This is a genomic window from Pseudoalteromonas sp. 0303 (assembly GCF_013349995.1).
GTDB lineage: Bacteria > Pseudomonadota > Gammaproteobacteria > Enterobacterales > Alteromonadaceae > Pseudoalteromonas.
Window position 1 is genome coordinate 13,766 of the sequence record NZ_JABVXF010000010.1, and the last position, 26,230, is coordinate 39,995.

The following is a 26,230-nucleotide window of genomic DNA, read 5'->3' on the forward strand; positions in this document are numbered from 1 at the left end:
ACAACAATTAGCGGCAACATCGCCGCATTTAGAAGATTTTATGCAATTATTTTTCACCAAAGCGGACATATGTCCTGTGCATATAGTTACAACAATGTGTAGACATTATGTACACATGAGAGCCGCTTTCATTTACCCCTTTTTTAGCAACTAATCAGTCACACGTGCGAATTCTGGGTTAGCTAATTCACATTCATGCTCATTTAATAAGCCTAAGATTGCTAAGTTTAACTCTTCGATTACTTCCATATAAAAAGCAAAGTCGACAGTCTCTACGTAGCTTAGTACATCCACCTGTAAAGCCCAAGGTGTGAAGCCTTTAAAGCGAACACGACAAGGCTCAAAGGCGATGTGCTTATGTTGCTCTAAAAGCGCTCTTAGGGCTTGCATAAACGACATTAGGTTTTGTTGCTTAGTATTGGCACTGAGCATCAATTTAGGTCGATAAGAAATACGCTCTCGTTCCGAGACATTCTCAAGCTGCATATCAACAAACTTTGCATTCGCCACATAGATAACCGAGCGATCAAGCGTTCGAATTCGCGTTGCTCTTAGCCCTATTTCTTCTACCGTGCCTAACTGGCTGCCAAACTTACATAAGCTACCTATTTTTACTGGTGCAGAAATATATAGGGTGATTGCTGCAATGATATTCTCAACGGTTTTTTGCGCTGCAAGGGCAATTGCAAGGCCACCAATACCTAAACCTGCCAGTAAGGTAGTGGCATTAAAGCCTAAGTTTTCAAACCACATGAATAGCAACGAAATGACAATCAGGGTTTTGGCTACATTACTTATAGGGCGTAATAAGAAAATCGCTTGCGGTTTATCTTGTTTGATAAAGCGTTGGCTTAATCTGTGTTTGGCAAGATCAACAGCTCGTAGACAAATCCAACCCCATGCGATCAATAACACAGTTGCGCCATGGAATAGCGCCATCACAGCAATAGTTACATTTGATTGATCGTTCAATGAGCGCGCCATAAGTACCGCAAGTAACAAGCTAATTGGTCCATTTATAAAACCGATAACGTCTTTTTCTACCGGCACTTTTAAGTGTGCGAGAATAAATGTAATTAAACGGGTAATGATGATCGCGACCGCTAAAAACAGTACAAATGAGAAGGCAAAATAAATCCACTGCCAAAGCATCACACCCAAAAACTCAATGTCAGGCAGGTTATTGTAAAGCCACTCACCAATTCGGTTATAGCCATACTCTTTGGTGAGTAAAGGGATTTGACTTACTGTTGCATTGGATATTTTCCAGATCCGATTACCTGTCTTATCATCAGGCACGATTTGCAATAAAATTTGTATTTTACCTTGTGACGTACTGATTTCTCCAACTAAATCGCGATAACTAGGCACGCTTTCTTTTTGTTTTCCTTTAGGGTTGTTGCTCAAGTTATCAACATCGACCCATAAAGTGCGATCCAGTACCACTGATAAATTTTCAGCAAGCTGGATTTTTCCTAATGCCTCAACGTCTTTGGGTAAGTTACGATAATCAAGATAATGGCTTGCACGTTCAAAATCGCGAGCGCGGGCCGCTTTTAAGTAGCCCTGCATGGAGCTTCGAGGCGTAATTCGATCAAAGGCATCATAGGGTAAGTCATCTTCGAGAGGTTCCTGCACTTTTTCTGTTGCTGCAGATGTATTCGTTTCATGTTCTTGTTTGGCCGGCTTTTGTTCCGCTTGCTCTTCCTTGTTGTCTTTATCAATTAAAGATTTAACGGTCACTTCGGGTGTGGTTGTTGCCCATAATGGCGCATTAAACAACAGTAAAAAACACACTAATAACTTACTAAATTGTAATGAAAACTTGGTATTACAACGGCTCACACTTTATTCCTTGTTCAATAAACATTAAATCGCTGAAATAATCAGCTAATTAAATTAGAGCACGGTTTGTGTAACTGTACAAAAAATAATTAAAAATCTTTGCAAGTAAGCGCTGAGATGTTAGTTATATAGAGATTAAAGCAAAGGATACTATTATGCAGATTTCAAGTTCACTGATCCCCCATTGGTCATCATTAATGATCCACGGTGCCATTGCCATCGTTTTTGGCTTATGTGGCTGGTTTGCCCCAGAAGCCTCATTAGCAATTCTGATGTTTATTTTCGCTGCTTACTTTTTTGTTGATGGTGCCATTAGAACTTGGTTAGCTATTGCTTCAAAAAATGAAAACCCTCTTTGGTGGATGTTATTAGTTGGTGGTTTAATTTCAATTGCCGCTGCACTTGTAACCCTGTTTGCTCCCAACGTAACGGCTATCTTAATGCTGTACTTTATTGCCGCATGGGCCATTGCTATCGGGGTAATTGAAATATTGATTGCGAGTAAGCTACGCAAAGAAATCACTAATGAGTGGCTGTTAATTGGTAGCGGTATTATTTCGATTATCTTTGGTGGTTATCTGATATTTAACCCTGGCGCGGGCATAATCACCCTACTTTGGCTAGTTGCAACCTATGCCATCGTGTTTGGCATATTGATGGTACTATTAGCACTTAAGCTGAAAAAAATGCAACACTCTTAAATATACAACAAAAAAGGAGCTGTTTAGCTCCTTTTTTATATCAATCAAATCAAGGCTAATTAATCAGCGCTGTTTTCTTCTTGATTGTGTAACTCTAAACTCGCAGACATTGCATTTTCACGCGTTGATTTCGCTGAATCATTACGTAAACGGTCAATGTGGTTCAGGTAGTCTTGGTCGATATCACCTGTGATGTATTGACCATCAAATACTGATGTTTCAAAACGGGTGATTTCTGGATTTTCTTGGCTTACTGCCGAGATTAAGTCATCTAGCGATTGATAGATAAGACCATCTGCACCAATGCTTGCGTTGATATCTTCAACTTCACGGCCATGAGCAATTAGCTCAGCTGCCGATGGCATATCAATACCGTAAACGTTCGGGAAGCGAATCTCTGGCGCTGCTGATGCGAAGTAAACGTTCTTAGCACCTGACTCACGAGCCATTTCAACGATTTGCGCTGACGTCGTACCACGCACAATTGAGTCATCAACAAGTAATACGTTTTTACCTTTGAACTCACGGTCAATGGCATTCAGTTTTTGACGAACTGACTTCTTACGCATTTCTTGACCTGGCATGATAAACGTACGGCCAATGTAGCGGTTTTTAACAAAACCTTGACGGTATGGCAGGTTAAGCGCTGATGCAATCTCAAGTGCTACATCACATGATGTTTCAGGGATCGGAATTACCACGTCGATGTCTTTGTCAGCCCATTCACGTGCAATTTTTTCACCTAACTTAGTACCCATGTTTACACGTGTTGCATAAACAGACATACGGTCAATTGTTGAATCTGGGCGCGCAAAGTAAACAAACTCAAAGATACATGGCGAGTAAGTTGCTTTTTCAGCACACGCTTGTGAGAAAAACTGGCCATCTTCAGTTACGTAAATTGCTTCACCTGGTGCAACGTCACGTACAAACTCAAAGCCATCTGTTTTTAAAGCAACGCTTTCTGATGCAAACATGTACTCAGTACCATTTGCAGTTTCACGCTTACCAAATACCAGTGGACGGATACCGTTCGGATCACGAAACGCAACAATACCGTGACCAATGATCATTGCAATCGTTGCATAACCACCGGTTACTTTATTATTAACTTCAGTTACCGCAGTGAAGATATCTTCAGCATCAAGTTTTAGCTTGTTCGATTTACTTAATTCATGCGCCATGATGTTAAGTAAGATTTCAGAGTCAGATGTTGTATTAACATGACGGCGAGCTTCTGAAAATAATTGCTGCTTTAATGCTTCTGCGTTTGTTAAGTTACCATTGTGCGCAAGTGCGATACCAAATGGCGAGTTAACATAGAAAGGTTGCGCTTCAGACGAGCTAGAAGAACCAGCTGTCGGGTAGCGAACATGGCCAATACCAATTGTACCTTGCAGACGTTTCATATGACGGGTATGAAATACATCTTTTACAAGGCCATTGGCTTTACGTAAGCTAAACGTGTTATTTTCAATGGTAATGATGCCAGCTGCATCTTGACCGCGGTGTTGCAAAACAGTTAAGCCGTCATATAACGCCTGATTAACAGGAGAAGTTCCGACTATGCCAACGATACCACACATTAAATTTATCCTCGCCGATTAACGGTTTACAGAATTTAAAAAGCTCGAGTTGTTTTCGAGGTACGAGAAGAACCACTCAACAACAAAGCCAAATTCTGGAATCAAAATAGAGTTGCCCCACCAATGCGTATTAGGTGCACCGGTAAAAGCATCAAGAAAGAAGAGTAACGCGCTTACGACCAACACGCCACGAAGAGCACCAAACACTATGCCGAAAACACGGTCTGTGCCAGATAAACCAGTACGTTGTACAAGTTCACCTAAAATATAGTTTAGTAACCCACCCAACAGGAGTGTCGCAAAGAATAATATGGCTATTGCGGCTGCATTTCTTAAAAGGGGTTCTGAAATACTTGTTAGGAAGGATGCTAAATATTGGTAAAACAAACTAGAGATGATAAATGCGCCAGCCCATACAGCTAATGACATTGCTTCTTTTACAAAGCCACGTATTAAGCCGATGATAGTGGATAGTGCAATAATGCCAAGTATGGCGTAATCAACCCAGATCATAAGAACCAACTAGTCGTTAATTTGGGGCGCATTCTATACCCAAACCACCTGTGGATGCAAGAATTCAGCATGAGATAAAACGCATTTAGGCAAGGCATTGATTGTAGGGAATGGTGTCCCCTTGTCAAAATCAATAACGCAGAATAAATGCGTTTTAGCCATGCCCTTCGGGCGCTTCACAGGGCTTCCACTACTGTGTTGTGGCAATTTGAAAGGTACCTACATTCCTGCATCGCCACGCCTTGTATTGAAAACCCTGTGATAGCGCTGAATCATGGATCTACAGGTGGTTTGGGTATTTGGAATTGCCAGATCATTTTGTAATTTCAAACTGAGTAACTTTGCCGTTTAACTTGGTTAACTGCTTTAACTCAGGAAGCTTACTTTCTAACTCTTTCTTGCTAAGTGAAGGACCTACAAAGACTTTTGTCAGTGTGCCGTTCGGGGTTTTGATTGGGCGAGTGAAGGTTTTGAAACCATTCGCTTTTAATTTTTCTTGTAGTGATTTCACATTAGGTGCGTGAGAAAAACTGCCCAGTTGAATAACATAAGCCATTTGTGTCAGGTTCTCTTCTGGCTTACGGGTTGGCTCAGGCGTTTTAGCAACTGGCTTGGCAGGCTCTTGTACTGCAACTTTTGGCTCAGCTTTGTTAATTACCGGCTCATCCGTTGAAGCTTCCACCATTTGTGGCGCAGTATCAATTTGCTGGGTTTCATTTGCGACAAGATCAGCGTCGTTAGATTCGATATCTTCAACCGGAATTTGCGAAGGTTGCTCCGCAGAGGCGACTTTATTATCAATCACCTCTTGCAAGTCTATCGTAGTGAACTCAGGGCGTTCAGGAATAGCTTTAAAGCCTTCTTTATAATGAACCTTCTCACCATCCAAAATGTTTGGAATGAAGACAATAGCCGCCACAACCACAATCGTGGTGCCTACTAAGCGATTAATAAACCCTGCGTTCACCGATTTCCTCTCTATTTTTTAAAGTAATTGATGGCTGCAGCCACAGTTATAAACGAACCGAACACAATCACTAACGTGTTTTCATCAACATTTGGTAATAACGTATCTAGCGCAGCTTCAACACTCTCATAGTGCGTGCTAGGCGCTGTTGATGTGGTTTCGGCAAGTGCTTTAGCAATATTCTCAACTTTGTCGCCGCGAAAACAATCTAAACTTGCTAACGACCACTGGTCAACAACATTTACCACGGCCGACAGTGCAGCCACCTTATCTTTATCTGCAAGCATAGCGACTAATGCATGAATTTTAAACCCTTGATCTTTATACACGCTTAATTTGCGTGCCAAATATCGAGCTGACTCAGGGTTATGTGCAACATCGGTAAAAACAAGCGGCTGCTGACTTAACTGCTGAAAGCGCCCTTCTACAGTAAGATTCGCTAAGCAATCACGCACTTGTTGCTCACTTGGCAATAGCTCAAGTTTTGCAAGTAGGGTCAACGCAGTTGCTGCATTTTGACAAGGGATAGCAGGCTTAGCTAAGCGCCAATCGTTATCTTGGTACTGCCAGTTAAAGCCTTCACTGTCTTCTGTGAATATGAAGTCACGGCCTGATAGCACCATATCAGCGTTAATTTCATTACCATAATCAGTCACTGTATGCGGAATCGCTAAATCGCCAACAATAGCCGGTGTATTGGTACGGAAAATACCAGCTTTATCGTAACCAACAAGTTCACGAGTATCGCCTAGGTATTCTTTATGGTCTAAATCTATGGTGGTGATCACACAAGCATGCGGGTTCACGATATTAGTCGCATCATAACGACCACCCAGCCCCACTTCTAGCAGCACATAATCAACGGCGTGACGTTTAAAAATAGCCAGTGCGCCTAAGGTACCATACTCAAAGTAAGTAAGCTGCGTGTCACCACGGCCTTTTTCAAGCATATCAAAAGCATCAACATGGAATTGATCGTCAAGCTCTTGGCCATTAATACGTACGCGCTCGTTGTAGCGAATAAGATGCGGCGAAGCATAAGTACCGACACTGTAACCCTGTGCAAGTAATAAGCTTTCTAGGCAACGGGCTGTGGTCCCTTTACCGTTGGTGCCTGCAATTAGGATTATTTTGCTTGATGTATCGAGTAAGCCGACTTGGTTTGCCACGCGTTCTACGCGCTCTAAACCCATTTCGATATTAGCAGGATGGACACTTTCTAAATAACAAAGCCAATCATCAAGGCTTGATGATTGGCTAGGAAGGATTTCTGTCATAGCGTTTAATCAGTTAAGCTGAAATTTACGCTACTCTATGCTCTTGTTCAGTAGAAGGCAAGTTCATAAATTTCGCTAAGATACGTGCAAGGGTGTCACGCATTTCACGACGGTCTACAATCATGTCGATTGCACCATGCTCTAGCAAGAATTCACTGCGTTGGAAACCTTCAGGAAGCGTTTCACGTACTGTTTGCTCAATTACGCGAGGACCCGCAAAACCGATAAGCGCTTTAGGTTCAGCAACGTTTATATCACCAAGCATTGCCAGTGATGCAGATACACCACCCATTGTTGGATCAGTTAGTACTGAAATAAACGGTAAGCCTTTTTCGCTCATTTTCGCAAGCGCAGCACTTGTTTTAGCCATTTGCATTAATGACATAAGTGCTTCTTGCATACGTGCACCGCCTGATGCAGAGAAACAAATAAGTGGCATGTCGTGCTCTAAACATTGGTCTACAGCTTCAACAAAACGAGCACCTACTACTGACGCCATTGAACCACCCATAAACGAGAACTCAAAAGCAACAGCAGCAACAGGAATGCCTTTTAAACGGCCTTTCATTGCCACAAGTGCATCTTTTTCGCCGCTTGCTTTTTGTGCTTGGGTAATACGGTCAGAGTATTTTTTAGAATCTTTAAACTTTAATACGTCTTTTGGTTCGTGCTCTGCACCAAGTTCTTGGCGGTCAGCATCATCTAAAAAGTTTTCAAGACGTTTACGGCCACTTAAACGCATGTGGTGATCACACTTAGGACACACGTTGAGTGCTTTTTCTAATTCTGCTTTATATAAAATTGAATCACAGTCTGTACACTTAGCCCAAACCCCTTCTGGGATTTCTTTACGACCTGACGATTTAGTCGTTTTAGGTAAGATTTTTTCTAACCAACTCATTTGCAACTCTCTTAATGCTGTTCTGTGTCGCAGTCTGCTTAATTGGAAACACTCGCTTGCGTTTCTGATAACAAATAAACAGACAGATTTTTTCAATTAAAACATGAATTACCCGCAGACGATATAAAAAACTGGTCTTAGTAGTCGTGGACTTAAGACTAACTGTCTGAATCAGGTAAAAACAAAGGCCCTAATGGTGTTTTAGGAATGCCAAAATGTTCTGGGTAATCCACGTCAACTAAGTAAAGGCCAGCGGCTTTTGCCGTTGCACTTGCCTTAGCGCGCTCTTTTAAATCGAGTAATTCTTTTAACCACACAGGTTCATGCTTATGAAGACCAATGTCCATCAAACACCCGGTGATGTTTCGTACCATGTGATGTAAAAACGCATTGGCTTTAATATCAATGATCACATAATCACCTTGGCGTTTTACCGATAAATGGTGAATAGTACGATTTGCTGTATTTGCTTGGCAGTGTAGTGCTCTAAACGAAGTAAAGTCATGCTCACCTATTAAATACTGACAAGCTTCTTGCATTTTAGTTTCGTCTAATGGGTGATGAAAATGGGTCACCCCTTCACTCATGATAGCGCCGCGATAGGTGTAATTATAAATCACATAACGATAGCGACGTGCTGTGGCACTAAAACGAGCATGAAAGTCTTCGCTTACAGGCTTGGCAAAACGAATAGCAATATCTTTTGGCAGTAAGGTATTCATACCCATCGTAAACGCGACCATTTCACGCTCAGCGTGAGTATCAAAATGGATCACCTGCCCAGTGCCATGTACACCCGCATCGGTGCGGCCTGCACAAACAATTTCGACTGGATGATTACAAATACGCGACAACGCCGTTTCTACTTCTTGTTGTACGCTATTGACGTGTGATTGACGTTGCCAACCACTGTAACGCGCGCCGTTGTACTCTACTCCAAGTGCTACTCGCATAATGCTCTATTTACCTACTGTACTAAATGACGGGGCATTTTATGCGATCTACGAGCGCAATAAAAGCCACTGTAGTAGATCACATTGTTCTGGTTACTCAGATATCACACCAATTCGCTTAACTATTATTGCGAGCTGGTATTAATCTTCTTCGATGTTATCGAGGCCCTTGGTGCCATCTTTAGCACGAAGCTTGTGGTGGATGGCTGATTTGATCAGCATATAGCCGCTAATAGGTGCGGTGATCAGTAAGAAAATTGAAATCAAAATTTCTTTCACACTGATGCCGTCGTGGGTGTAGCTAAAATACACCATGGCAGCAATTAACAATGATGCCATGCCAAGCGTTGTTGCTTTAGTTGGACCGTGCAGGCGCATAAAAAAGTCAGGCATTTTCACAAGTCCGATTGAACCTATAAGAATAAAGCAACCACCAATTAATAATAAGATTGATACAATCCATTCACTCATCATTCGTTACCTTATTCAATAATATCTCCACGCAGCAGGTATTTACATACCGCTACAGTGCTCACAAAGCCAAGCATGGCGATTAATAATGCGGCTTCAAAATATAAATCGGTGCCCATGCTCATGCCATAAAGAATAATTAAAGCAATGGTATTTATGAACATAGTATCTAAAGCCAATATACGATCAGGTACCGACGGCCCAACAATTAAACGCCATAGGTTTAACAATAAAGATATGGCTATCATTGCAAAAACAATTAGAAAAACAGTATCTAGCATCGAAAAATCTCCTTAAGCGGTGCTTCGTAGCGCTGCTTAATAGTATTAATTAACGCTTGTTCATCAGCTAAATCGAGTACATGAATCAATAAGTAGCGCTGCTGAATTTCTTCGCCCTCTTCGAGTGACTCAGGGATAGGATATACTTCTGCGCTCACTGTACCCGGTGTTAAAGATACTGTGCTTGCCAAAATAGTGATTGGCATTTCATGGCTTAAATCCAATGGTACTTTGATAAAACCTGGGCGTAACTTTTTCGTAGGCCCAAGGATCAACAGAGCAACTTGTAAGTTAGCAGTCACAATATCGTACAGCACTAACAATAAGTGCCTAAACGCAAGACCTGGCCTTACAATAAGCGGCTGTGGATCACGAAATGGGAATGTGATCCACGGAATAGTAATAGCAAAAAATGCAGCTAAAAACAGATGTCCTGGCGACACACTATTATTTAACAACAGCCATACAATGAATAATAAAACACTGCGAAATGGTGTTGGCAACCAACGAAAGCGAGCTTCTAAACGCATTATTGGCCTCCTTGTAATACAGCGTTGATGCTAGTGTTGATATCAAACAACTGCTCTGACGTTGCTAACATATAGTCTGAAATCGGTCCTGCAAATACAACCATTAATGGTGAGCACGCAAGTAATGCAACGACAGCTATCACTTTAACAGGGTGTGCTTTGGTGCCTTCAATTGCTTCACTGTCTTTATGGGTGTGATCCCAAAATAAGCTGGTACCGGCTCGTGAAACCGCCACTAATAACGCTAAACTAGAAACTAGATATATTGGCCAAAACAACATGGCTTTTTCGCTATCTAGCGTGCTCTTTAAAATCCATACCTTGCCGACAAAGCCAGATAACGGTGGCATACCCACAACAGCAAGCGCAGCCACTACAAAACAAGTACCAAGTAAATATGGCTGTGCAACGGCGCGCCCTGCAACTAACCGGTCAGCAACTTTACCGCGCTGTTGAGCAATTAAATCAGCAATTAAAAACAGTGCTGCGCAAATAATGGTTGAATGCACTAAGTAGTAAAGTAATGCAGCTGTTGCAGAGACATTCTGAATCGCAACCAATGCCACTAAAGTACCTACAGATACAACAACCAGATTCGCAATAAGCTTTCTAAAATCTTGACTTGCTAACACACCAATACCACCCATCACTATGGTCGCAAGTGCTAAGCCCCATAACCAAGGCTGTGCCATATGAGCAAGCTCGCCAGCATTATCACCAAATATTACGGTATACACGCGCAGCATGGCATACACACCGACCTTGGTCATAATCGCGAATAATGCAGCAACTAATGGCATTGCACTGGCGTAGGTATTCGGTAGCCATAAATGTAACGGTAATAACGCGCCTTTTAACGCAAATACCACGATTAACAGCAAGCCACCAATTTTGGCAAGGTAAACATCATCACCCGTCAGCTGTGGTACTTTTTGCGCTAAATCAGCAATGTTCAATGTGCCTAGCACACCATAAAGTACACCCAGCGCAATTAAGAATACGCTTGAACCAATCAGGTTTAAAATGACGTACTGCAGTGCAGCACGAGTGCTTTGTTTGTTGCCGGCATGCATCAATAATGAATACGAAGCAATCAACAGCACTTCAAAAAATACGAACAGGTTAAATACATCGCCAGTTAAAAAGGCACCATTTACACCTAACACTAAAAAGTGCACTAACGGATGGAAAAAGCTCCCTTTTTTATCATCACCTGCACAGCTATAAAGCACGACAACCGCACCAAGGAAACTGGTAAGTAGCACAAGTAGCGTTGCTAGCCTATCGGCAACCAGCACAATACCAAATGGTGCTGACCAATCACCAATTGCATAAACAAGCGGTGCAGTACTATTTACGTGGAATAATAAATAAGCACTTACCAATAGTGTGACAATCGACAAAATAACCGACGAAACACGGCGAATATGTAAGTTTTTACCACATGGCGGCATGAGTAAAATAACCCCTGCCAACATCGGAATTAAAATTGGTAAAGAAGCTAAATGCTGAATCATTTTTGCTCCTTCGATGATTTAACAAGGTGGCCATCAACATGGTCATTACCCAAGTCAGCACGACCACGAATCGCTAAAATAACCACAAAAGCGGTCATCGCAAAGCCAATTACAATCGCGGTTAAAACCAGCGCTTGAGGGAGTGGATCGGCATACTCACTGCCTGTACCAAGTACAGCCGCTTTGTTAATAGTTAAACGACCTGAAGAGAATAAAAACAGGTTAACTGCATACGACAACATAGTCAGGCCGAGTACCACCGGGAAGGTACGAGCCCGCAATATTAAGTAAATTCCGCATGCAACCAGCACGCCGACGCATGATGCGTACAATACTTCCATTAAATATTTACCTCTTGCTTGGGTGTATCAGCAGTTAATTTACCTAAACTTGCTAAAATCATCAGCGTTGCACCTACAACAGTTAAATACACACCTAAATCAAATACGATAGCACTAGCAAGCTCTGTCTTGCCGACTAGCGGAATATCAAAATAGTCAAACCAGGTTGTTAGGAATGGACGTTCGAAGAACCAACTTCCAATACCTGTAAACAATGCAATAGCAATACCTGACGCAATAATCTTACGATAATTCACGTCAAACCTGTCTGCAATCCAGTGCGAACCATTAGCCATATATTGCAAAATAAATGCAATCGCGGTAACCAGTCCTGCAATAAAACCACCACCAGGTAAGTTATGACCACGTAAGAAAATATACGCAGACACAAGTAATGCCAGTGGTAACAAGCTTTGTGAAATACTCGACAGTAGAATTGGGTAACGTTCTCTTGCCCATGGGCGCCCTTCGCTATCACTTGCTGGCATAAACAGCGGCAAGTTTATAAGAAGCTTATAAATACCTAACGCAGCAATACCTAATACGGTAATCTCACCTAGGGTATCAAAACCCCTAAAGTCAACGAGGATAACGTTTACAACGTTAGTACCACCACCGCCAGTTTTTGCATTGGCAACAAAGAAGTCAGAAATTGACTCAAGTGGTCTTGTTAAAAGCGCATAACAAATACTCGCCACAACCACACCAATTGCCGATGAGATACCCAAGTCTCGCAGAATACGCAGTGAGCTTGATTCTTTCGGAGTACGCTGTGGTAAAAAGAACAGTGCAAGCATCAGTAGCATTACTGTGACAACTTCAACGGTTAACTGAGTCAGTGCTAAATCTGGTGCAGAGAATCGAGTAAATGCAACAGATACCATCAGGCCTACGATTGAAATCATAATCAAAGATATCATTCGTGAGCGGTGCCATATAACCGTTGCCAGCGCACCTATTATTAGTAAGCCAGCACCAATGGCATTATGGAAATCGATTGGGGTTAACTCGCTTGCTCCTGCTAACTGGCGCATTTCAAATAAAGGCCAGCCCGCACACATAAGCACCACCGCAATCATTACAAAGGCATAGCGCTGTAACGAGCCATTTTCGATTCGTTTAATCTTTTCTTGTGACCATTTAATTAAGCTATATAAGCCACGCTCAAAGCCTTTTTTAGCATTCAGAGTTGGCAATGAAGCTTGGAAGTGGAACAGATGCTTACGCTGCACATAAATCATTACACCCACGCTTGTAGCAATAAAGCTCATCAACAGTGGTAAGTTAAAGCCATGCCATACAGATAGCTTATAATCTGGGGCTGCATCACCAAGCACTGCATAAGACGCCGCAGCTAAAATATCGCTTACTGCAAAGTGTGGGAACATACCAACGAGTAAACACAGCACGACCAAAATTTCGATTGGTACACGCATATAGCGCGGTGGCTCATGAGGCTGTTTTGGCAAATCGATTGGGTCGCCATTGAAAAACACGTCGTGAATAAAGCGTGCTGAATACGCGACAGAGAGTGCACCAGCAATCGTCGCTAACACTGGAATTAACCACGACATAGAGCCAAGCACTTGTTGATGAAGTGTTTCGGCAAAGAACATTTCTTTCGACAAGAAACCATTTAACAGTGGCACGCCCGCCATTGCAGCAGCTGCCACCATAGCAAGTGTGGCGGTATACGGCATAAAGCGCCACATACCATTAAGTTTACGCATATCACGGGTGCCAGTTTCATGGTCAATGATACCCGTTGCCATAAATAACGACGCTTTAAACGTTGCGTGGTTAATGATGTGGAAGATAGCAGCCACTGTAGCAAGCTCAGTGTCTAAGCCAAGCAGTAATGTAATTAAACCTAAATGGCTGATTGTTGAATAAGCCAGCAAGCCTTTTAAATCATGCTTAAATAACGCGATATAAGCGCCTACCAATAAAGTCGCCAGACCCGTCATCGCCACTAAGATAAACCAAGTATCTGTGCCTGATAGCGCTGGGTAAAAACGCGCTAATAAAAAGATACCTGCTTTAACCATGGTTGCAGAGTGCAAGTAGGCACTGACTGGTGTCGGTGCTGCCATGGCATGTGGTAACCAAAAATGAAATGGAAATTGTGCAGATTTGGTAAATGCACCTAAAAGCACTAATACCAGCGCAGCTTCATAAAGTGCATGAGATTGAATAAGCGCTTTGCTTGCTAAAATCACATCAAGATTATAGCTACCAACAATATCACCAATTAGTAATAAACCTGCTAGTAACGCAAGACCGCCGGCACCGGTAATAGCAAGTGCCATACGTGCGCCTTTGCGAGCTTCTGACTTATGCCACCAATAGCTAATCAATAAGAACGAGCTAATACTGGTGAGCTCCCAGAAAAACCACAGCTGGATCACATTATTCGACATCACGATGCCGACCATTGCGGTCATAAATAGCATTAAATAGCAGTATAGCTTTGGCATTGAGTCGCTACTACTCAAGTAATAACGCGCATAAAAAATCACCAGGGTACCAATACCCAAGATCATATATAGAAAAAGTAACGTTAAACCATCAAGTCGAAACGAGACTTGCATGTTTAAAAGAGGGATCCACTCAGCAGTGTAGCGAATTGTTTCACCAGAAAAGACTGCAGGGGTATACGAAAATACAATTCCAAGGGCAATCAAAGGCGCTAACATGGTCAAAGCAGTGCTTTGGTTACGTGTTAGTTTTGAAGTGCAGGATGAAATAACACTGCCGATTAAGGATAACAGGGGTATCCAGAGCAAAGTCATAATTAGGAGCCTTTTAGTGTCATAAGAATATCAATACCGCTCTAGTTTTAATTAGTTGCGTACTGTTCATTTGGATGGTTAAAAGTTGGCTTCAAAAAAAGCTTACAATGCGTATAGTTATACTGATCAGGTGCTATTTTGTCTATAGGAGACACACCTATTTGCACAACATTTAACCGCTTTGCATACTAAAATAGCAATAAATAGACGATTAGTCAGAAAATTTCTGCTCTTTGGAAGCTGTTGTAAACACTGGCTTTAAGCCTAAAAAGGCAAAATATTCAGAAAACCGAATCGGCTTTGTTAAGGGCTGGTTAATTTGTTTTTGCCAAAGCTCACGGTATTGCTCAGACAAGCTCATTGTTTGGTATTGCATAATTGACCAATTAGGGCTTGGTTTATAGGCTAACTGATTGCTACAAGCGATACTTTTTTGCCAGCCTTTTGGTGGGGAAACCTCATTTGCAATAAACAAATTTGGCGCAACCAGCCCCTGTTGCTTACACAGCCACTGTTGTTTTTGCTCTGCTAAAACATACTCATCTTCAAAGCCATTGAAATGCATTAGCTCATGTAAAAATACCGCATAAGATTGCGATGAATTGATATGCATAATCCCGCCAAGCACATTAGCAGCCCCTTGCTTTGACATCATCACAATAAAGTCAAAACCTTCAGGCCACGGATGCGCTGACGCATTTTGCCAGTTACACTTAAGCGCCCCATCGCTGCCATCACAGCTAAACTTATCGGCAACATAAACAACGTCAGTAAAACAAAAGCTGCCTTTTGCAGGCTCAGGCGCTTTACTGTATTGCTGCTTATACTGCTTTAAAGTATCAATGCCCTTGTAATGATCTGTCATCATTAAAACATTAAATTGGCACTGACTGCTTGCTTGTACACTTGATGTTGATAAGGCTAATTGCTGTTGCTGCGCATAAGCTGGGTCAATTTGAGCTGGCTGCATTTGTTGCTGCAACAGCCAAGCTTGCTTGGCATTTCCCTTAGGTAACTTGCCAGCTTTACCTAGGTAACTTATATCGAGCCACTGGTTCGCACTGACTAGCTGCTCCGCTAAGGTTTGTTGCTGAGCTGAATTGAATTTAGCAAAGTAAGGCTGCCACCATAATTTTGCTGCAGTGTAATCTTGTTGGTGCAAAAATCTGAGCGCAAGCTGATACGCAGCATTACTATCATCATTAAGCGTAGCTAACTGGCGAAGCTGTGAGTTACTCAGCACTAAATGCTGCAAATTAATGGCACTGGGTGCCAAATGATAGATAGCTGTTGCTTGTGAAGGAGTAGTATTTGCGTAATAAGCGTAAGCGGGAATAAAACGAGACACTGAGCTTGATACAAAACCCAAGCTCAGTAATAGAATAGCAGTAAAAAAAACCTTAGCTTGCGTTTTCACCAGCCATTAACTCAAGCTCTAAACGGGCATATTTGTATTCAACAAACTCATGCACATTGGTGGCAAGGGCAAGTCTAAAGTAATCGGCAGCAAGATAGTTATCACCCGCCGCTTGATGCATCTTCGCTAGGTAGAAATAAGCTTCGCATAAGCGGTGCGCATACTCTTGCTCTGAAGTTACACCTTCAATAATGCCAGATAAAAACTCAAACTCACTGATGTCACCTAAATAAAGTGCCAACAGTTGGTAACCCCATTGCGACTCATCAACACCCTGCGAGTTAGCTTTTAAATCAATTAAGGCCTGTGCTTTATCAGCTTCTGATTGGGCTAAATAAAGCCATAACACACGATAAGGATCGCTCGGTGAACGATTTAAAAACTGCTGTAAATCATCTTGTGCAAGTGATGGGCGATCGCCATAGTAAAGAGCAATACCACGATTTAAGTAGGCATACTCATGTTGCTCATTAAGCTCAAGTGCCGAATCAAAAAACTCATAAGCTTGTTCATACTGCTGCATTAGTGTGTGATGAATGCCTAAGAAGTTATACACCTCTGCTAAATCAGGTTTGAGCTTAATCGCACGGTTAAAGTCAATTCTCGCCAAGGTCGACATACCTAAGCTGTCAAATAATACACCGCGATCATAATAAAGTTTGGCTTGTTGATCGGCACTTAAATCAGCACGGTTTAGTAGTTCAGAATAGCGAGCAATCGTAATTTCGTTACGAAAATCAGGTGCTAATGGTGCAGTAAAAGGCACATTAACAATAGGGACTGACTCAGGTTGTGAAGTTGTTTGACATGCACTTAAAGAAAAAATAGCCACAGCGGTCAATGCTAAGTGTTTAAAAATCATTAAATTCCTTAATACCTGAATTCTCTGTAGACAAAGGCGAAGCGGATAGGTTTCATTAAAGCATAAAAAAAGGGGCTAAACAGCCCCTTTTTCTTATATCCAGCAAATAACTGGTTATTCAATCATCATTAAGCGTCTTTAGACTCTTCTGCTTTTTCTTCAGCAGCTGGTTCCATTGCTTCTTTGATGCTTAGACGTACACGACCTTGGCGATCTACTTCAAGAACTTTAACTTTAACTTCTTGGCCTTCGCTTAGGTGGTCAGTTACGTTGTTAACACGCTCTGTGCTGATTTGTGAAATGTGCACTAGACCGTCTTTACCCGGAAGGATATTAACGAACGCACCAAAATCAACGATACGTACAACTTTACCAGTGTAGATAGTACCTACTTCTAGTTCAGCAGTTAATTGCTCGATACGCTTGATTGCATCGTTTGCGCTGATGCCGTCAGTTGCAGCGATCTTGATTGTACCGTCATCTTCGATTTCGATCGTTGTGCCAGTTTCTTCAGTAAGTTGACGGATAGTTGCGCCACCTTTACCGATAACTTCAGCAATTTTCTTCGCAGGGATTTGCATTGTGTAGATGCGTGGTGCGAATTGAGATAACTCTTCAGAAGGTGCTGCAATCGCCTCGTCCATAACACCTAAGATGTGTAGACGTGCTGCTTTCGCTTGTTTAAGAGCGATTTGCATGATTTCTTTAGTGATACCTTCGATCTTGATATCCATTTGTAGTGCAGTGATACCGTTTGAAGTACCCGCTACTTTAAAGTCCATGTCACCTAAGTGATCTTCATCACCTAAGATATCTGAAAGAACAACGAAATCTTCGCCTTCTTTAACTAGACCCATCGCGATACCAGCAACAGATGCTTTGATTGGTACACCTGCGTTCATAAGTGCTAGTGACGTACCACATACTGATGCCATAGACGATGAACCGTTTGATTCAGTGATTTCTGAAACAACACGGATTGAGTATGGGAAGTCAGTAAGTGTAGGTAGTACCGCAGCAATACCACGCTTAGCTAGGTTACCGTGACCAATTTCACGACGCTTAGGAGAGCCTACAAAACCTGTTTCACCTACGCAGAACGGAGGGAAGTTGTAGTGAAGCATGAAGTGATGCTTGTTAGTACCTGTTAAGTCGTCGATTAACTGTGAATCACGTTCAGTACCAAGTGTTGCAGTTACAAGTGCTTGCGTCTCACCACGCGTGAAGATTGCAGAACCGTGAGTACGTGGTAAAACACCCGTCATTACGTCTAGTGCACGAACCATATCTGGTTCACGACCATCAATACGTTTTTCACCAGCGATGATACGGCCACGAACGATTTCTTTTTCTAAAGAACCGAATAGTTTGCCAACTTCTTGCGTATCTAGCTCTTCGCCTTCAGCAAGTTCAGCTGTTAATGTAGCAACAACTTCTTCTTTCGCTGCACCAAGTGCTTCTTTACGCGCTACTTTGTCAGTGATGCGGTATGCTTCACCTACTTTATCAGCAGCAATTGCAGAGATTTTCTCAGCAAGTGTTACGTTTTTCTCTGGTGCAGTCCAATCCCAAGCTGGTTTACCCGCTTCAGCTTTGAACTCGTTGATTGCATTGATGATAGCTTGAGATTGCTCATGACCATAAACAACCGCACCTAACATTACGTCTTCAGATAGTGTTTCAGCTTCTGATTCAACCATAAGTACTGCGTTATCAGTACCAGCAACAACTAGGTCTAATTGGCTTTCTTCAAGCTCAGCTAGTGTTGGGTTAAGTACGTATTCACCGTTGATGAAACCAACACGTGAAGCACCGATAGGACCATTGAATGGAATACCAGAGATAGCAAGTGCTGCTGAAGTACCAATCATAGCAACCATGTCAGGTTGGATTTCTGGGTTAACAGAAACAACTGTCGCGATTACTTGTACTTCGTTTACGAAACCGTCTGGGAAAAGTGGACGGATTGGACGGTCGATTAGACGAGCGATAAGTGTTTCGCCATCGTTAGGACGACCTTCACGCTTAAGGAAACCACCAGGGATACGACCCGCAGCGTACATACGCTCTTGGTAGTTAACTGTTAGTGGGAAGAAATCTTGACCTGGTTGTGCATCACGCTTACCAACAACAGTAACTAATACTGAAGTATCGCCAATGCTTGCTAGTACTGCGCCGTCAGCTTGACGAGCGATAGCACCTGTTTCTAGGGTCACAGTGTGTTGACCTAGTTGAAATTCTTTAATAATTGCTTGCACTTAAAAATATCCTTTAAATGTAAAAGCAACTCAGAGCAGTGCTCCGAATTGGTAAAAATATAGTCCATCAAAGTACCAATTACAGTACTTAATTAAACTTAATAAAAATTAATTAAGTACTACAATTGGCAATGATGTTTTTTGATATCTAAGCAGTATCCACTACTTAGGTGTGCGCTAGTATACCTTTCATGCGCGCACAAAAAAAGGGGCTAAATAGCCCCTTTTCTCGTAATCTAGTTCTTAGCGACGTAGGCCAAGCTCTTGGATTAACGCAGTGTAACGTGCAATGTCTTTACCTTTAAGGTAGTCAAGCAGTTTACGGCGTTGGCTTACTTTGCGAAGAAGACCACGACGTGAGTGGAAGTCGTGCTTGTGGCTAGCAAAGTGACCTTGAAGCTTGTTGATATCGAAAGTTAGAAGTGCAACTTGTACTTCAGGTGAACCAGTGTCGCCTTCAGCGCGTGCAAATTTAGCGATGATTTCAACTTTTTCTTGATTGCTTAGTGACATAGTAACTCCAAAAATTAATTTAAATTGTGTTTTAGCCGATCACTAATTCAGCCAAAACGATTGAGCGGGCGTATTCTACCCAGCTTTGCTAATAACTACAAGGTAATCTTTACTCAGGCAGCTGATTTGATAAGCCACGCTTTGATTTTAAGTGGCCGTCTTTATGACGCTCACCAGTGCCGATGAACACCCCATCAGCCATTACCTTTACCACACCATCTGGTACGGGCTTACCAATCACGACTGTTTGACCATGACTAAATGCCACGCCCTGCTCTTGGGTAATTTCAATCACAGGTAAATCAACTAAAGCAGTATCCATTGGCAGTAGAAGCTCATCGAGGTAGCTTGAAGGCGCAACATCGTCTGCTTTTGCTTGCTGTAGCTTTTCTTCAAGTTGCTCAAGAGTGACCATTTTTTCACTTGGATAATGGCCAACTGCACTTCGATGTAACATGATGACATGCGCACCACAGCCAAGCTTTTCGCCTAAGTCGTCAACAATAGTACGAATATAAGTGCCTTTAGACACATGTGCCGTCATTTGTACTTCGTTATTAGCTTCATCAAACTCATCAAGCGTTAAACTAAATACATTAATTTTTCGACACTTACGCGGCACTTCGATACCTTCGCGGGCATATTTATACAAAGGCTGACCTTGGTATTTAAGCGCAGAGTACATCGAAGGGTATTGATCCGACTCACCTAAGAAACTGGCAATTTGCTCAGCTAATTGTTCACGGGTGACCGATACGTCGCGCGTTTCAACCACTTCACCATCTGAATCAGAGGTCGTGGTTCGCTCACCAAGTTTGGCGCGAACAACATAGGTTTTGTCAGTATCAAGCAAGAACTGGGTAAACTTAGTCGCTTCACCAAAACAAATAGGCAGCATACCCGTCGCGAGCGGATCAAGCGCACCGGTGTGGCCTGCTTTTTGAGCAAAGTAAATTCCCTTTGCTTGCTGCAATGCTTTGTTTGATGAAATACCTTGCGGCTTATTAAGTAATAAGATGCCGTCAATAGCACGACCTTTACTGCGTCTAGCCATTAGTCTTTAGTGCCTTCTTCGCTGTCATCTTCGTCTACATGCTTGGCATTGTCTTCACGAATAACTGAGTCAACCAAGTTTGAAATACGCATACCTTCCATAAGCGAGTTATCAATAACAAAACGTAACTCAGGCATGATGCGCGCACGAATGCGTTTACCTAATAAAGAACGAATATAACCCGTTGCTTCATTTAAGATTTTAGCGCTTTGCTTGGCTTTATCTTCATCATCAGTGTTAAACACTGTGATGAATACTTTTGCGTAAGATAAGTCGCGAGATACCTCAACCGCAGACACTGTCACCATGCCTAAGCGTGGATCTTTGATTTCGCGTTGAAGAATAACAGCAATCTCTTTTTGAATTTGCTGTGCAACACGATCAGTGCGAGAAAATTCTCTCATTTCATTTCACTCTAAAATAATAACTTATTGATGTTAAAGAATAAGTTAATTTAATTACGAATACACAAATGGGGGCTAGGCCCCCATTTAAAATAGTGACTTAAACGAAATTAAAGTGAACGTTGTACTTCAACCGTCTCGAATACCTCGATTTGGTCGCCAACTTTAACATCGTTGTAGTTCTTAACGCCGATACCACATTCCATACCGTTACGAACTTCTTGTACGTCATCTTTAAAGCGACGTAGTGACTCAAGTTCACCTTCATAGATAACCACGTTATCACGAAGTACACGGATAGGCGCGCTACGCTTAACGATACCTTCAGTAACCATACAACCTGCGATTGCACCAATCTTAGGTGACTTGAACACGTCACGAACTTCAGCAAGACCAATGATCTCTTGCTTGAATTCTGGTGCAAGCATACCTGACATCGCTTGTTTAACTTCTTCAATCAGGCTGTAGATTACGCTGTAGTAACGTAAGTCTAGGTTTTCTGACTCAATTACTTTACGAGCTGATGCATCAGCACGTACGTTAAAGCCAACAACGATAGCGTTTGACGCCGCTGCAAGAGTTGCATCAGTTTCAGTGATACCACCTACACCTGAACCAACAATCTTCACTTTAACTTCATCAGTAGAAAGCTTAGTTAATGAATCAGCGATTGCTTCAATTGAACCTTGTACGTCAGCTTTAAGAACGATGTTAACTTCTGATACATCGCCTTCAGCCATGTTCGTAAACATGTTTTCAAGCTTCGCTTTTTGTTGACGAGCAAGCTTCACTTCACGGAACTTACCTTGACGGTAAAGTGCTACTTCACGCGCTTTACGCTCATCTTTAACTACTGTTGCTTCATCACCAGCAGCAGGGATACCAGACAGACCTAAAATCTCAACTGGGATAGATGGACCCGCAGACTTGATGTCTTTACCGTTCTCATCTTTCATAGCACGTACACGGCCATATTCAAGACCACAAAGTACGATGTCACCTTGGTTAAGCGTACCAGACTGAACTAGGATTGACGCAACTGGACCACGACCTTTATCTAGACGCGATTCAATTACAACACCTGCAGCCATACCTTCAGCTGGCGCAGTTAGCTCAAGTAGCTCAGCTTGCATTAATACCGCTTCAAGTAGGTCATCAATACCTAAACCTGTTTTCGCAGAGATGTGTACAAACTGTGTTTCACCACCCCACTCTTCTGGGATAACGTCTAATTGTGCTAGCTCGTTCTTAACGCGATCTGGGTCGATGCCTTCTTTATCCATTTTGTTAACTGCGATGATTAAAGGAACGCCTGCAGCACGCGCGTGCTGAACCGCTTCTTTAGTCTGTGGCATAACACCATCATCCGCAGCAACTACTAGGATTACGATATCCGTTGCTTTAGCACCACGTGCACGCATTGATGTAAACGCGGCGTGGCCTGGAGTATCTAAGAAAGTAATCATGTTGCCATTCGTTTCAACGTGGTATGCACCAATGTGCTGAGTAATACCACCGGCCTCACCAGAGGCAACTTTTGCTGAACGAATGTAGTCAAGTGTTGACGTTTTACCGTGGTCAACGTGACCCATTACTGTTACAACCGGTGCACGAGGAATCGCTTTACCTTCTTCGCTACGGTCGTTTAGAACTTTCTCTTCTAATTCGTTTTCTTTAACGATAATAACCTTGTGACCCATTTCTTCAGCAACAAGCTGCGCTGTTTCTTGGTCAATCACTTGGTTGATGGTAACCATGTCACCCATCTTCATCATCGTTTTAACAACTTCAGCACCTTTAACTGCCATGCGTGATGCAAGCTCAGCAACAGTGATTGTTTCACTGATACGAACTTCGTTTTTCACGTCAGCTGTTGGTTTTTGGAAACCATGTTGTAAAGACGTTGGTGCTTTAAGCTTGCCTTTCTTACCTTTAGGACCGGCAGCCTGTTTATCTTTTTGAGGTCCTTTTTTCTTTTTCTTACGACGAGCGCTATTCTCTTCACGTGCATCAGATTCATCTTCTGCTTCACGTGCGTAAGTTGAAGTCGTAAGGTGGTGATCAGCGCTTTCTTCGCGCTGCTTACGCTCTTCTTCTTCCTTCTTCCAGCGAGCTTCATTTTCTTCAGCTAGCTTTCTTGCCTCTTCTGCTTGACGTTTCGCTTCTTCTTCAGCTTTTCTCAATGCGGCCTCTTCTGCTTCTTTTTGCAGACGCTCAGCTTCGGCGCGATCTTGTTCAGACTTAGCACTTTGCTCTGGGGTCATCTGCTTCTGTTTCGCTTTACGCTCAGCTTCAGCTTTACGTTTAGCCTCTTCTTTGGCTTTACGCTCAGCTTCTTCTTTCGCTTTGCGCTCTGCCTCTTGTTTCGCTTTAAGCTCCTCAGCTTCTTGCTGGGCTTTAAGCTCTGCTGCTTTACGTGCAGCTTCTTCTGCAGCTAAACGCTCTTCTTCTTGCTGTTGCTCAATGGCGCTTTTCTTAACGTAAGTACGTGTTTTACGTACTTCAACTTGCACAGACTTCGCTTTACCTGTAGAGCCAGTTACGCTTAGCGTACTTTTGCTTTTACGTTGCAAAGTCATGCGGGCTGGGCCTTCTGAGCCCGTGCCGCCGTGCTGCTTGCTCAAGTGATCTAATAACGTCGACTTTTCAGACTCAGTTACCATATCACCTGCTTTTTTAGAAATACCGGCTTGTTCTAGCTGCTGTAGTAATTTATCAACAGTTGTACCAATATCTCCGGCTAGTTTTTCAACATTTACTTCTGCCATAGTGTGTAATACCTCCGTTAATAAATTACTCGTCTGCGAACCAACAAATGTTACGCGCAGCCATAATTAGCTTGCCAGCTTCTTCTTCTGAAAGTTCAGTGATGTCTACTAACTCATCAATGCCTTGCTCAGCTAAGTCTTCAAGTGTTACTACACCTTTACTTGCCATAACAAATGCAAGGTGACGCTCTAAGCCTTCAAGCGCTAGTAGGTCTTCTGCAGGTTCTGCACCTTCTAGGCTTTCTTCAGTTTTAAGCGCTTTCGTTGTTAATGCGTCTTTTGCACGCGAACGTAAGATATCAACTGTTTCTTCATCTAAACCGTCGATTTCTAAGAATTCTGATGCCGGTACGTAAGCCACTTCTTCAAGTGTTGAGAAACCTTCGTTGATAAGTAATGTTGCAAACTCATCATCAATATCTAGGTATTCAGTGAATAAGTTGATTAGCTTATCTGATTCAGCTTCGTTCTTCGCACGCATGTCATCAACTGTCATTACGTTTAATTCCCAACCAGTTAACTGGCTAGCAAGACGAACGTTTTGACCATTACGACCGATTGCTTGTGCTAGGTTATCGGCTTCAACAGCGATATCCATTGAATGTGTATCTTCGTCCATTACGATTGACGCAACTTCTGCTGGCGCCATTGCATTGATAACGAATTGCGCTGGGTTGTCATCGTAAAGAACGATATCAACACGCTCACCACCAAGCTCAGTTGAAACAGCTTGTACACGTGCACCACGCATACCAACACACGCACCAACTGGGTCGATACGTTTGTCGTTAGATTTTACCGCAATTTTTGCACGAGAACCTGGATCACGTGCAGCTGCACGTAGTTCAATCATCTCTTCGCCAATCTCTGGCACCTCAATGCGGAAAAGCTCCATTAGCATTTCTGGCTTAGAACGCGTTACAAATAACTGCGCGCCACGTGCTTCTGGCTTAACTTCGTAAAGAAGACCACGGATACGGTCACCTGGACGGAAGTTTTCACGCGGTAACATATCATCACGGTAGATAACCGCTTCAGCATTGTTACCAAGGTCAAGTACGATTGCATCACGGGTTGCTTTTTTAACAACACCTGTTACTAATTCGCCTTGTTGATCTTTGTATTCCTCAACAACTAATGCACGCTCAGCTTCACGTACTTTCTGTACGATAACTTGCTTAGCCATTTGTGTTGTAATACGGTCAAACTTGATTGACTCAATTTGTTCTTCAACGTAATCACCTAATTGTAGGCTTTCGTCTTCAACTTGTGCCGCTTCAAGTGTGATTTCGCTGTAAGGATTTTCTAAAGAACCATCTTCAAGCACTTCAGCAATCTTCCAACGACGGAATGTGTCGTAATCACCTGTTTTACGGTCGATTGATACGCGAACTTCGATTTCGCCATCGTGTTTTTTCTTTGTTGCAGTCGCTAATGCGAACTCTAACGCTTCAAAAATCTTTTCTTTTGGAACCGCTTTCTCATTGGAGACGGCTTCAGCAACCAATAATATTTCTTTTGCCATGGGTTATGCCTCGCTTGCCCTATTCCTTCGCACTCGAATTAAAACTTTGCGATGATGTTCGCACGTTCAATGTTACTAAGCATAATCATATGCTCAGCGCCATCTGCTGAAAGTGTGATCATATCACTGCTAACTGATACTAAATCGCCTTTAAAGTTACGACGACCATCTTGCGGAAGCTTTGTACGCACGCGTACTTCTTCTCCTTGCGCCTTCTCGTAGTGATCTTGTTTGAATAATGGACGATCAACACCAGGAGACGAAACTTCCAAATCATATTCATTTGTAATTGGGTCTTCGACGTCTAAAATTGCGCTAACTTGACGACTAACGTCGGCACAATTGTCAACCGTAATCCCTGCATCGTGATCGATATAAACACGTAATGTAGAGTGGCGACCAGCTTGCACAAACTCAAGACCATGTAACTCAAAGCCTAACATTTCAACGGCCGGTGAGAGCATGGCTACTAAATCTTGCTCAAGTTTTGTCACGAAAATCCTCCATACAAACAAAAAAAGGGCATATAGCCCTGAAATACTGAGTTTAATAATGATTTAAAATCACCGCCAAGCAGATACAACAACGCCCCGAACCAAGCGGGGCGTCACACCTAAAGCATAAAACTGTGTGGCCTAGGGCCAAGCTTGGTTGCGAGTCAGTCACCTGACTAAATTAAACTAGATAGCCTAAACGCAAAACGCGCATTACCAGAATGCGCGACTTCATACAGTAAAAATTACTGTGCATACTA

The 26,230-nt window shown here is 42.5% G+C and carries 23 protein-coding genes; 1 reads left to right on the plus strand and 22 read right to left on the minus strand.

The genetic code is table 11. From position 1 onward, the window contains the following. Positions 1 to 150: 150 nt before the first annotated feature. Positions 151 to 1,845, minus strand: a complete 1,695-nt coding sequence (locus HUS62_RS08685) for a mechanosensitive ion channel family protein (protein ID WP_282658464.1) — start codon at positions 1,843 to 1,845, stop codon at positions 151 to 153. Positions 1,846 to 2,000: 155 nt separating this feature from the next. Here HUS62_RS08685 and HUS62_RS08690 point away from each other — a divergent pair, with 155 nt between their 5' ends. Then, on the plus strand, positions 2,001 to 2,546 hold the full coding sequence (locus tag HUS62_RS08690; protein WP_175079193.1) for an HdeD family acid-resistance protein: 546 nt from the start codon (positions 2,001 to 2,003) through the stop codon (positions 2,544 to 2,546). A gap of 59 nt (positions 2,547 to 2,605) precedes the next feature. Here the strand turns inward: HUS62_RS08690 and purF are convergent, their stop codons facing one another. The 21 genes from purF to rimP form a co-directional block, all read right to left on the minus strand. Further along, positions 2,606 to 4,132 (minus strand): amidophosphoribosyltransferase, encoded by a 1,527-nt coding sequence (gene purF, locus HUS62_RS08695; RefSeq protein WP_175079194.1) that lies wholly within the window; start codon positions 4,130 to 4,132, stop codon positions 2,606 to 2,608. Between the two features lie 18 nt (positions 4,133 to 4,150). After that, positions 4,151 to 4,645, minus strand: coding sequence for a CvpA family protein (locus HUS62_RS08700; RefSeq protein ID WP_036969851.1), 495 nt, complete (start codon positions 4,643 to 4,645; stop codon positions 4,151 to 4,153). 313 nt (positions 4,646 to 4,958) lie between these two features. Next, entirely contained in the window at positions 4,959 to 5,612 is a 654-nt protein-coding gene (locus tag HUS62_RS08705) for an SPOR domain-containing protein (RefSeq protein WP_175079195.1), read from the minus strand. 11 nt (positions 5,613 to 5,623) lie between these two features. Next, positions 5,624 to 6,889, minus strand: coding sequence for a bifunctional tetrahydrofolate synthase/dihydrofolate synthase (gene folC, locus HUS62_RS08710; RefSeq protein WP_175079196.1), 1,266 nt, complete (start codon positions 6,887 to 6,889; stop codon positions 5,624 to 5,626). 25 nt (positions 6,890 to 6,914) lie between these two features. Then, a complete protein-coding gene (accD, locus tag HUS62_RS08715) occupies positions 6,915 to 7,790 on the minus strand; it encodes an acetyl-CoA carboxylase, carboxyltransferase subunit beta (protein ID WP_175079197.1) in 876 nt (291 codons plus the stop codon). A 158-nt stretch (positions 7,791 to 7,948) separates the two neighbouring features. Continuing rightward, positions 7,949 to 8,743, minus strand: a complete 795-nt coding sequence (gene truA, locus HUS62_RS08720) for a tRNA pseudouridine(38-40) synthase TruA (protein ID WP_054553162.1) — start codon at positions 8,741 to 8,743, stop codon at positions 7,949 to 7,951. A 141-nt stretch (positions 8,744 to 8,884) separates the two neighbouring features. Beyond that, on the minus strand, positions 8,885 to 9,217 hold the full coding sequence (locus HUS62_RS08725) for a Na+/H+ antiporter subunit G (RefSeq protein ID WP_054553163.1): 333 nt from the start codon (positions 9,215 to 9,217) through the stop codon (positions 8,885 to 8,887). Positions 9,218 to 9,225: 8 nt separating this feature from the next. After that, positions 9,226 to 9,495, minus strand: a complete 270-nt coding sequence (locus tag HUS62_RS08730) for a K+/H+ antiporter subunit F (RefSeq protein WP_054553164.1) — start codon at positions 9,493 to 9,495, stop codon at positions 9,226 to 9,228. Beyond that, the gene (locus HUS62_RS08735) at positions 9,489 to 10,025 is read right to left on the minus strand and encodes a Na+/H+ antiporter subunit E (protein ID WP_054553165.1); all 537 of its coding nucleotides are present in this window, start codon (positions 10,023 to 10,025) and stop codon (positions 9,489 to 9,491) included. Before HUS62_RS08735 ends, HUS62_RS08730 begins: the two co-directional genes overlap by 7 nt. Beyond that, positions 10,025 to 11,542, minus strand: coding sequence for a monovalent cation/H+ antiporter subunit D (locus tag HUS62_RS08740; protein ID WP_175079198.1), 1,518 nt, complete (start codon positions 11,540 to 11,542; stop codon positions 10,025 to 10,027). The genes HUS62_RS08735 and HUS62_RS08740 overlap by 1 nt, the downstream gene beginning before the upstream one ends. After that, entirely contained in the window at positions 11,539 to 11,883 is a 345-nt protein-coding gene (locus HUS62_RS08745; RefSeq protein WP_054553167.1) for a Na+/H+ antiporter subunit C, read from the minus strand. The genes HUS62_RS08740 and HUS62_RS08745 overlap by 4 nt, the downstream gene beginning before the upstream one ends. After that, entirely contained in the window at positions 11,883 to 14,675 is a 2,793-nt protein-coding gene (locus tag HUS62_RS08750) for a monovalent cation/H+ antiporter subunit A (protein WP_054553168.1), read from the minus strand. The genes HUS62_RS08745 and HUS62_RS08750 overlap by 1 nt, the downstream gene beginning before the upstream one ends. A gap of 211 nt (positions 14,676 to 14,886) precedes the next feature. Beyond that, positions 14,887 to 16,092 (minus strand): hypothetical protein, encoded by a 1,206-nt coding sequence (locus HUS62_RS08755; RefSeq protein WP_175079199.1) that lies wholly within the window; start codon positions 16,090 to 16,092, stop codon positions 14,887 to 14,889. Continuing rightward, on the minus strand, positions 16,076 to 16,954 hold the full coding sequence (nlpI, locus tag HUS62_RS08760; RefSeq protein WP_175079200.1) for a lipoprotein NlpI: 879 nt from the start codon (positions 16,952 to 16,954) through the stop codon (positions 16,076 to 16,078). Before nlpI ends, HUS62_RS08755 begins: the two co-directional genes overlap by 17 nt. A gap of 128 nt (positions 16,955 to 17,082) precedes the next feature. Next, positions 17,083 to 19,212, minus strand: coding sequence for a polyribonucleotide nucleotidyltransferase (gene pnp / locus HUS62_RS08765; protein WP_175079201.1), 2,130 nt, complete (start codon positions 19,210 to 19,212; stop codon positions 17,083 to 17,085). Positions 19,213 to 19,455: 243 nt separating this feature from the next. Beyond that, positions 19,456 to 19,725, minus strand: a complete 270-nt coding sequence (gene rpsO / locus HUS62_RS08770) for a 30S ribosomal protein S15 (RefSeq protein ID WP_054553172.1) — start codon at positions 19,723 to 19,725, stop codon at positions 19,456 to 19,458. A 109-nt stretch (positions 19,726 to 19,834) separates the two neighbouring features. Then, on the minus strand, positions 19,835 to 20,779 hold the full coding sequence (gene truB / locus HUS62_RS08775) for a tRNA pseudouridine(55) synthase TruB (protein ID WP_054553173.1): 945 nt from the start codon (positions 20,777 to 20,779) through the stop codon (positions 19,835 to 19,837). Then, positions 20,779 to 21,183 carry a 30S ribosome-binding factor RbfA gene (rbfA, locus tag HUS62_RS08780; RefSeq protein ID WP_054553174.1) on the minus strand — a complete coding sequence of 135 codons (405 nt, stop codon included), beginning with the start codon at positions 21,181 to 21,183 and terminating at the stop codon, positions 20,779 to 20,781. Before rbfA ends, truB begins: the two co-directional genes overlap by 1 nt. A gap of 110 nt (positions 21,184 to 21,293) precedes the next feature. Further along, positions 21,294 to 23,951, minus strand: coding sequence for a translation initiation factor IF-2 (gene infB, locus HUS62_RS08785; RefSeq protein WP_175079202.1), 2,658 nt, complete (start codon positions 23,949 to 23,951; stop codon positions 21,294 to 21,296). Positions 23,952 to 23,976: 25 nt separating this feature from the next. Further along, a complete protein-coding gene (gene nusA, locus HUS62_RS08790) occupies positions 23,977 to 25,476 on the minus strand; it encodes a transcription termination factor NusA (RefSeq protein ID WP_054553176.1) in 1,500 nt (499 codons plus the stop codon). Between the two features lie 38 nt (positions 25,477 to 25,514). Continuing rightward, positions 25,515 to 25,970, minus strand: a complete 456-nt coding sequence (gene rimP / locus HUS62_RS08795) for a ribosome maturation factor RimP (RefSeq protein WP_054562099.1) — start codon at positions 25,968 to 25,970, stop codon at positions 25,515 to 25,517. Positions 25,971 to 26,230 lie beyond the last annotated feature (260 nt).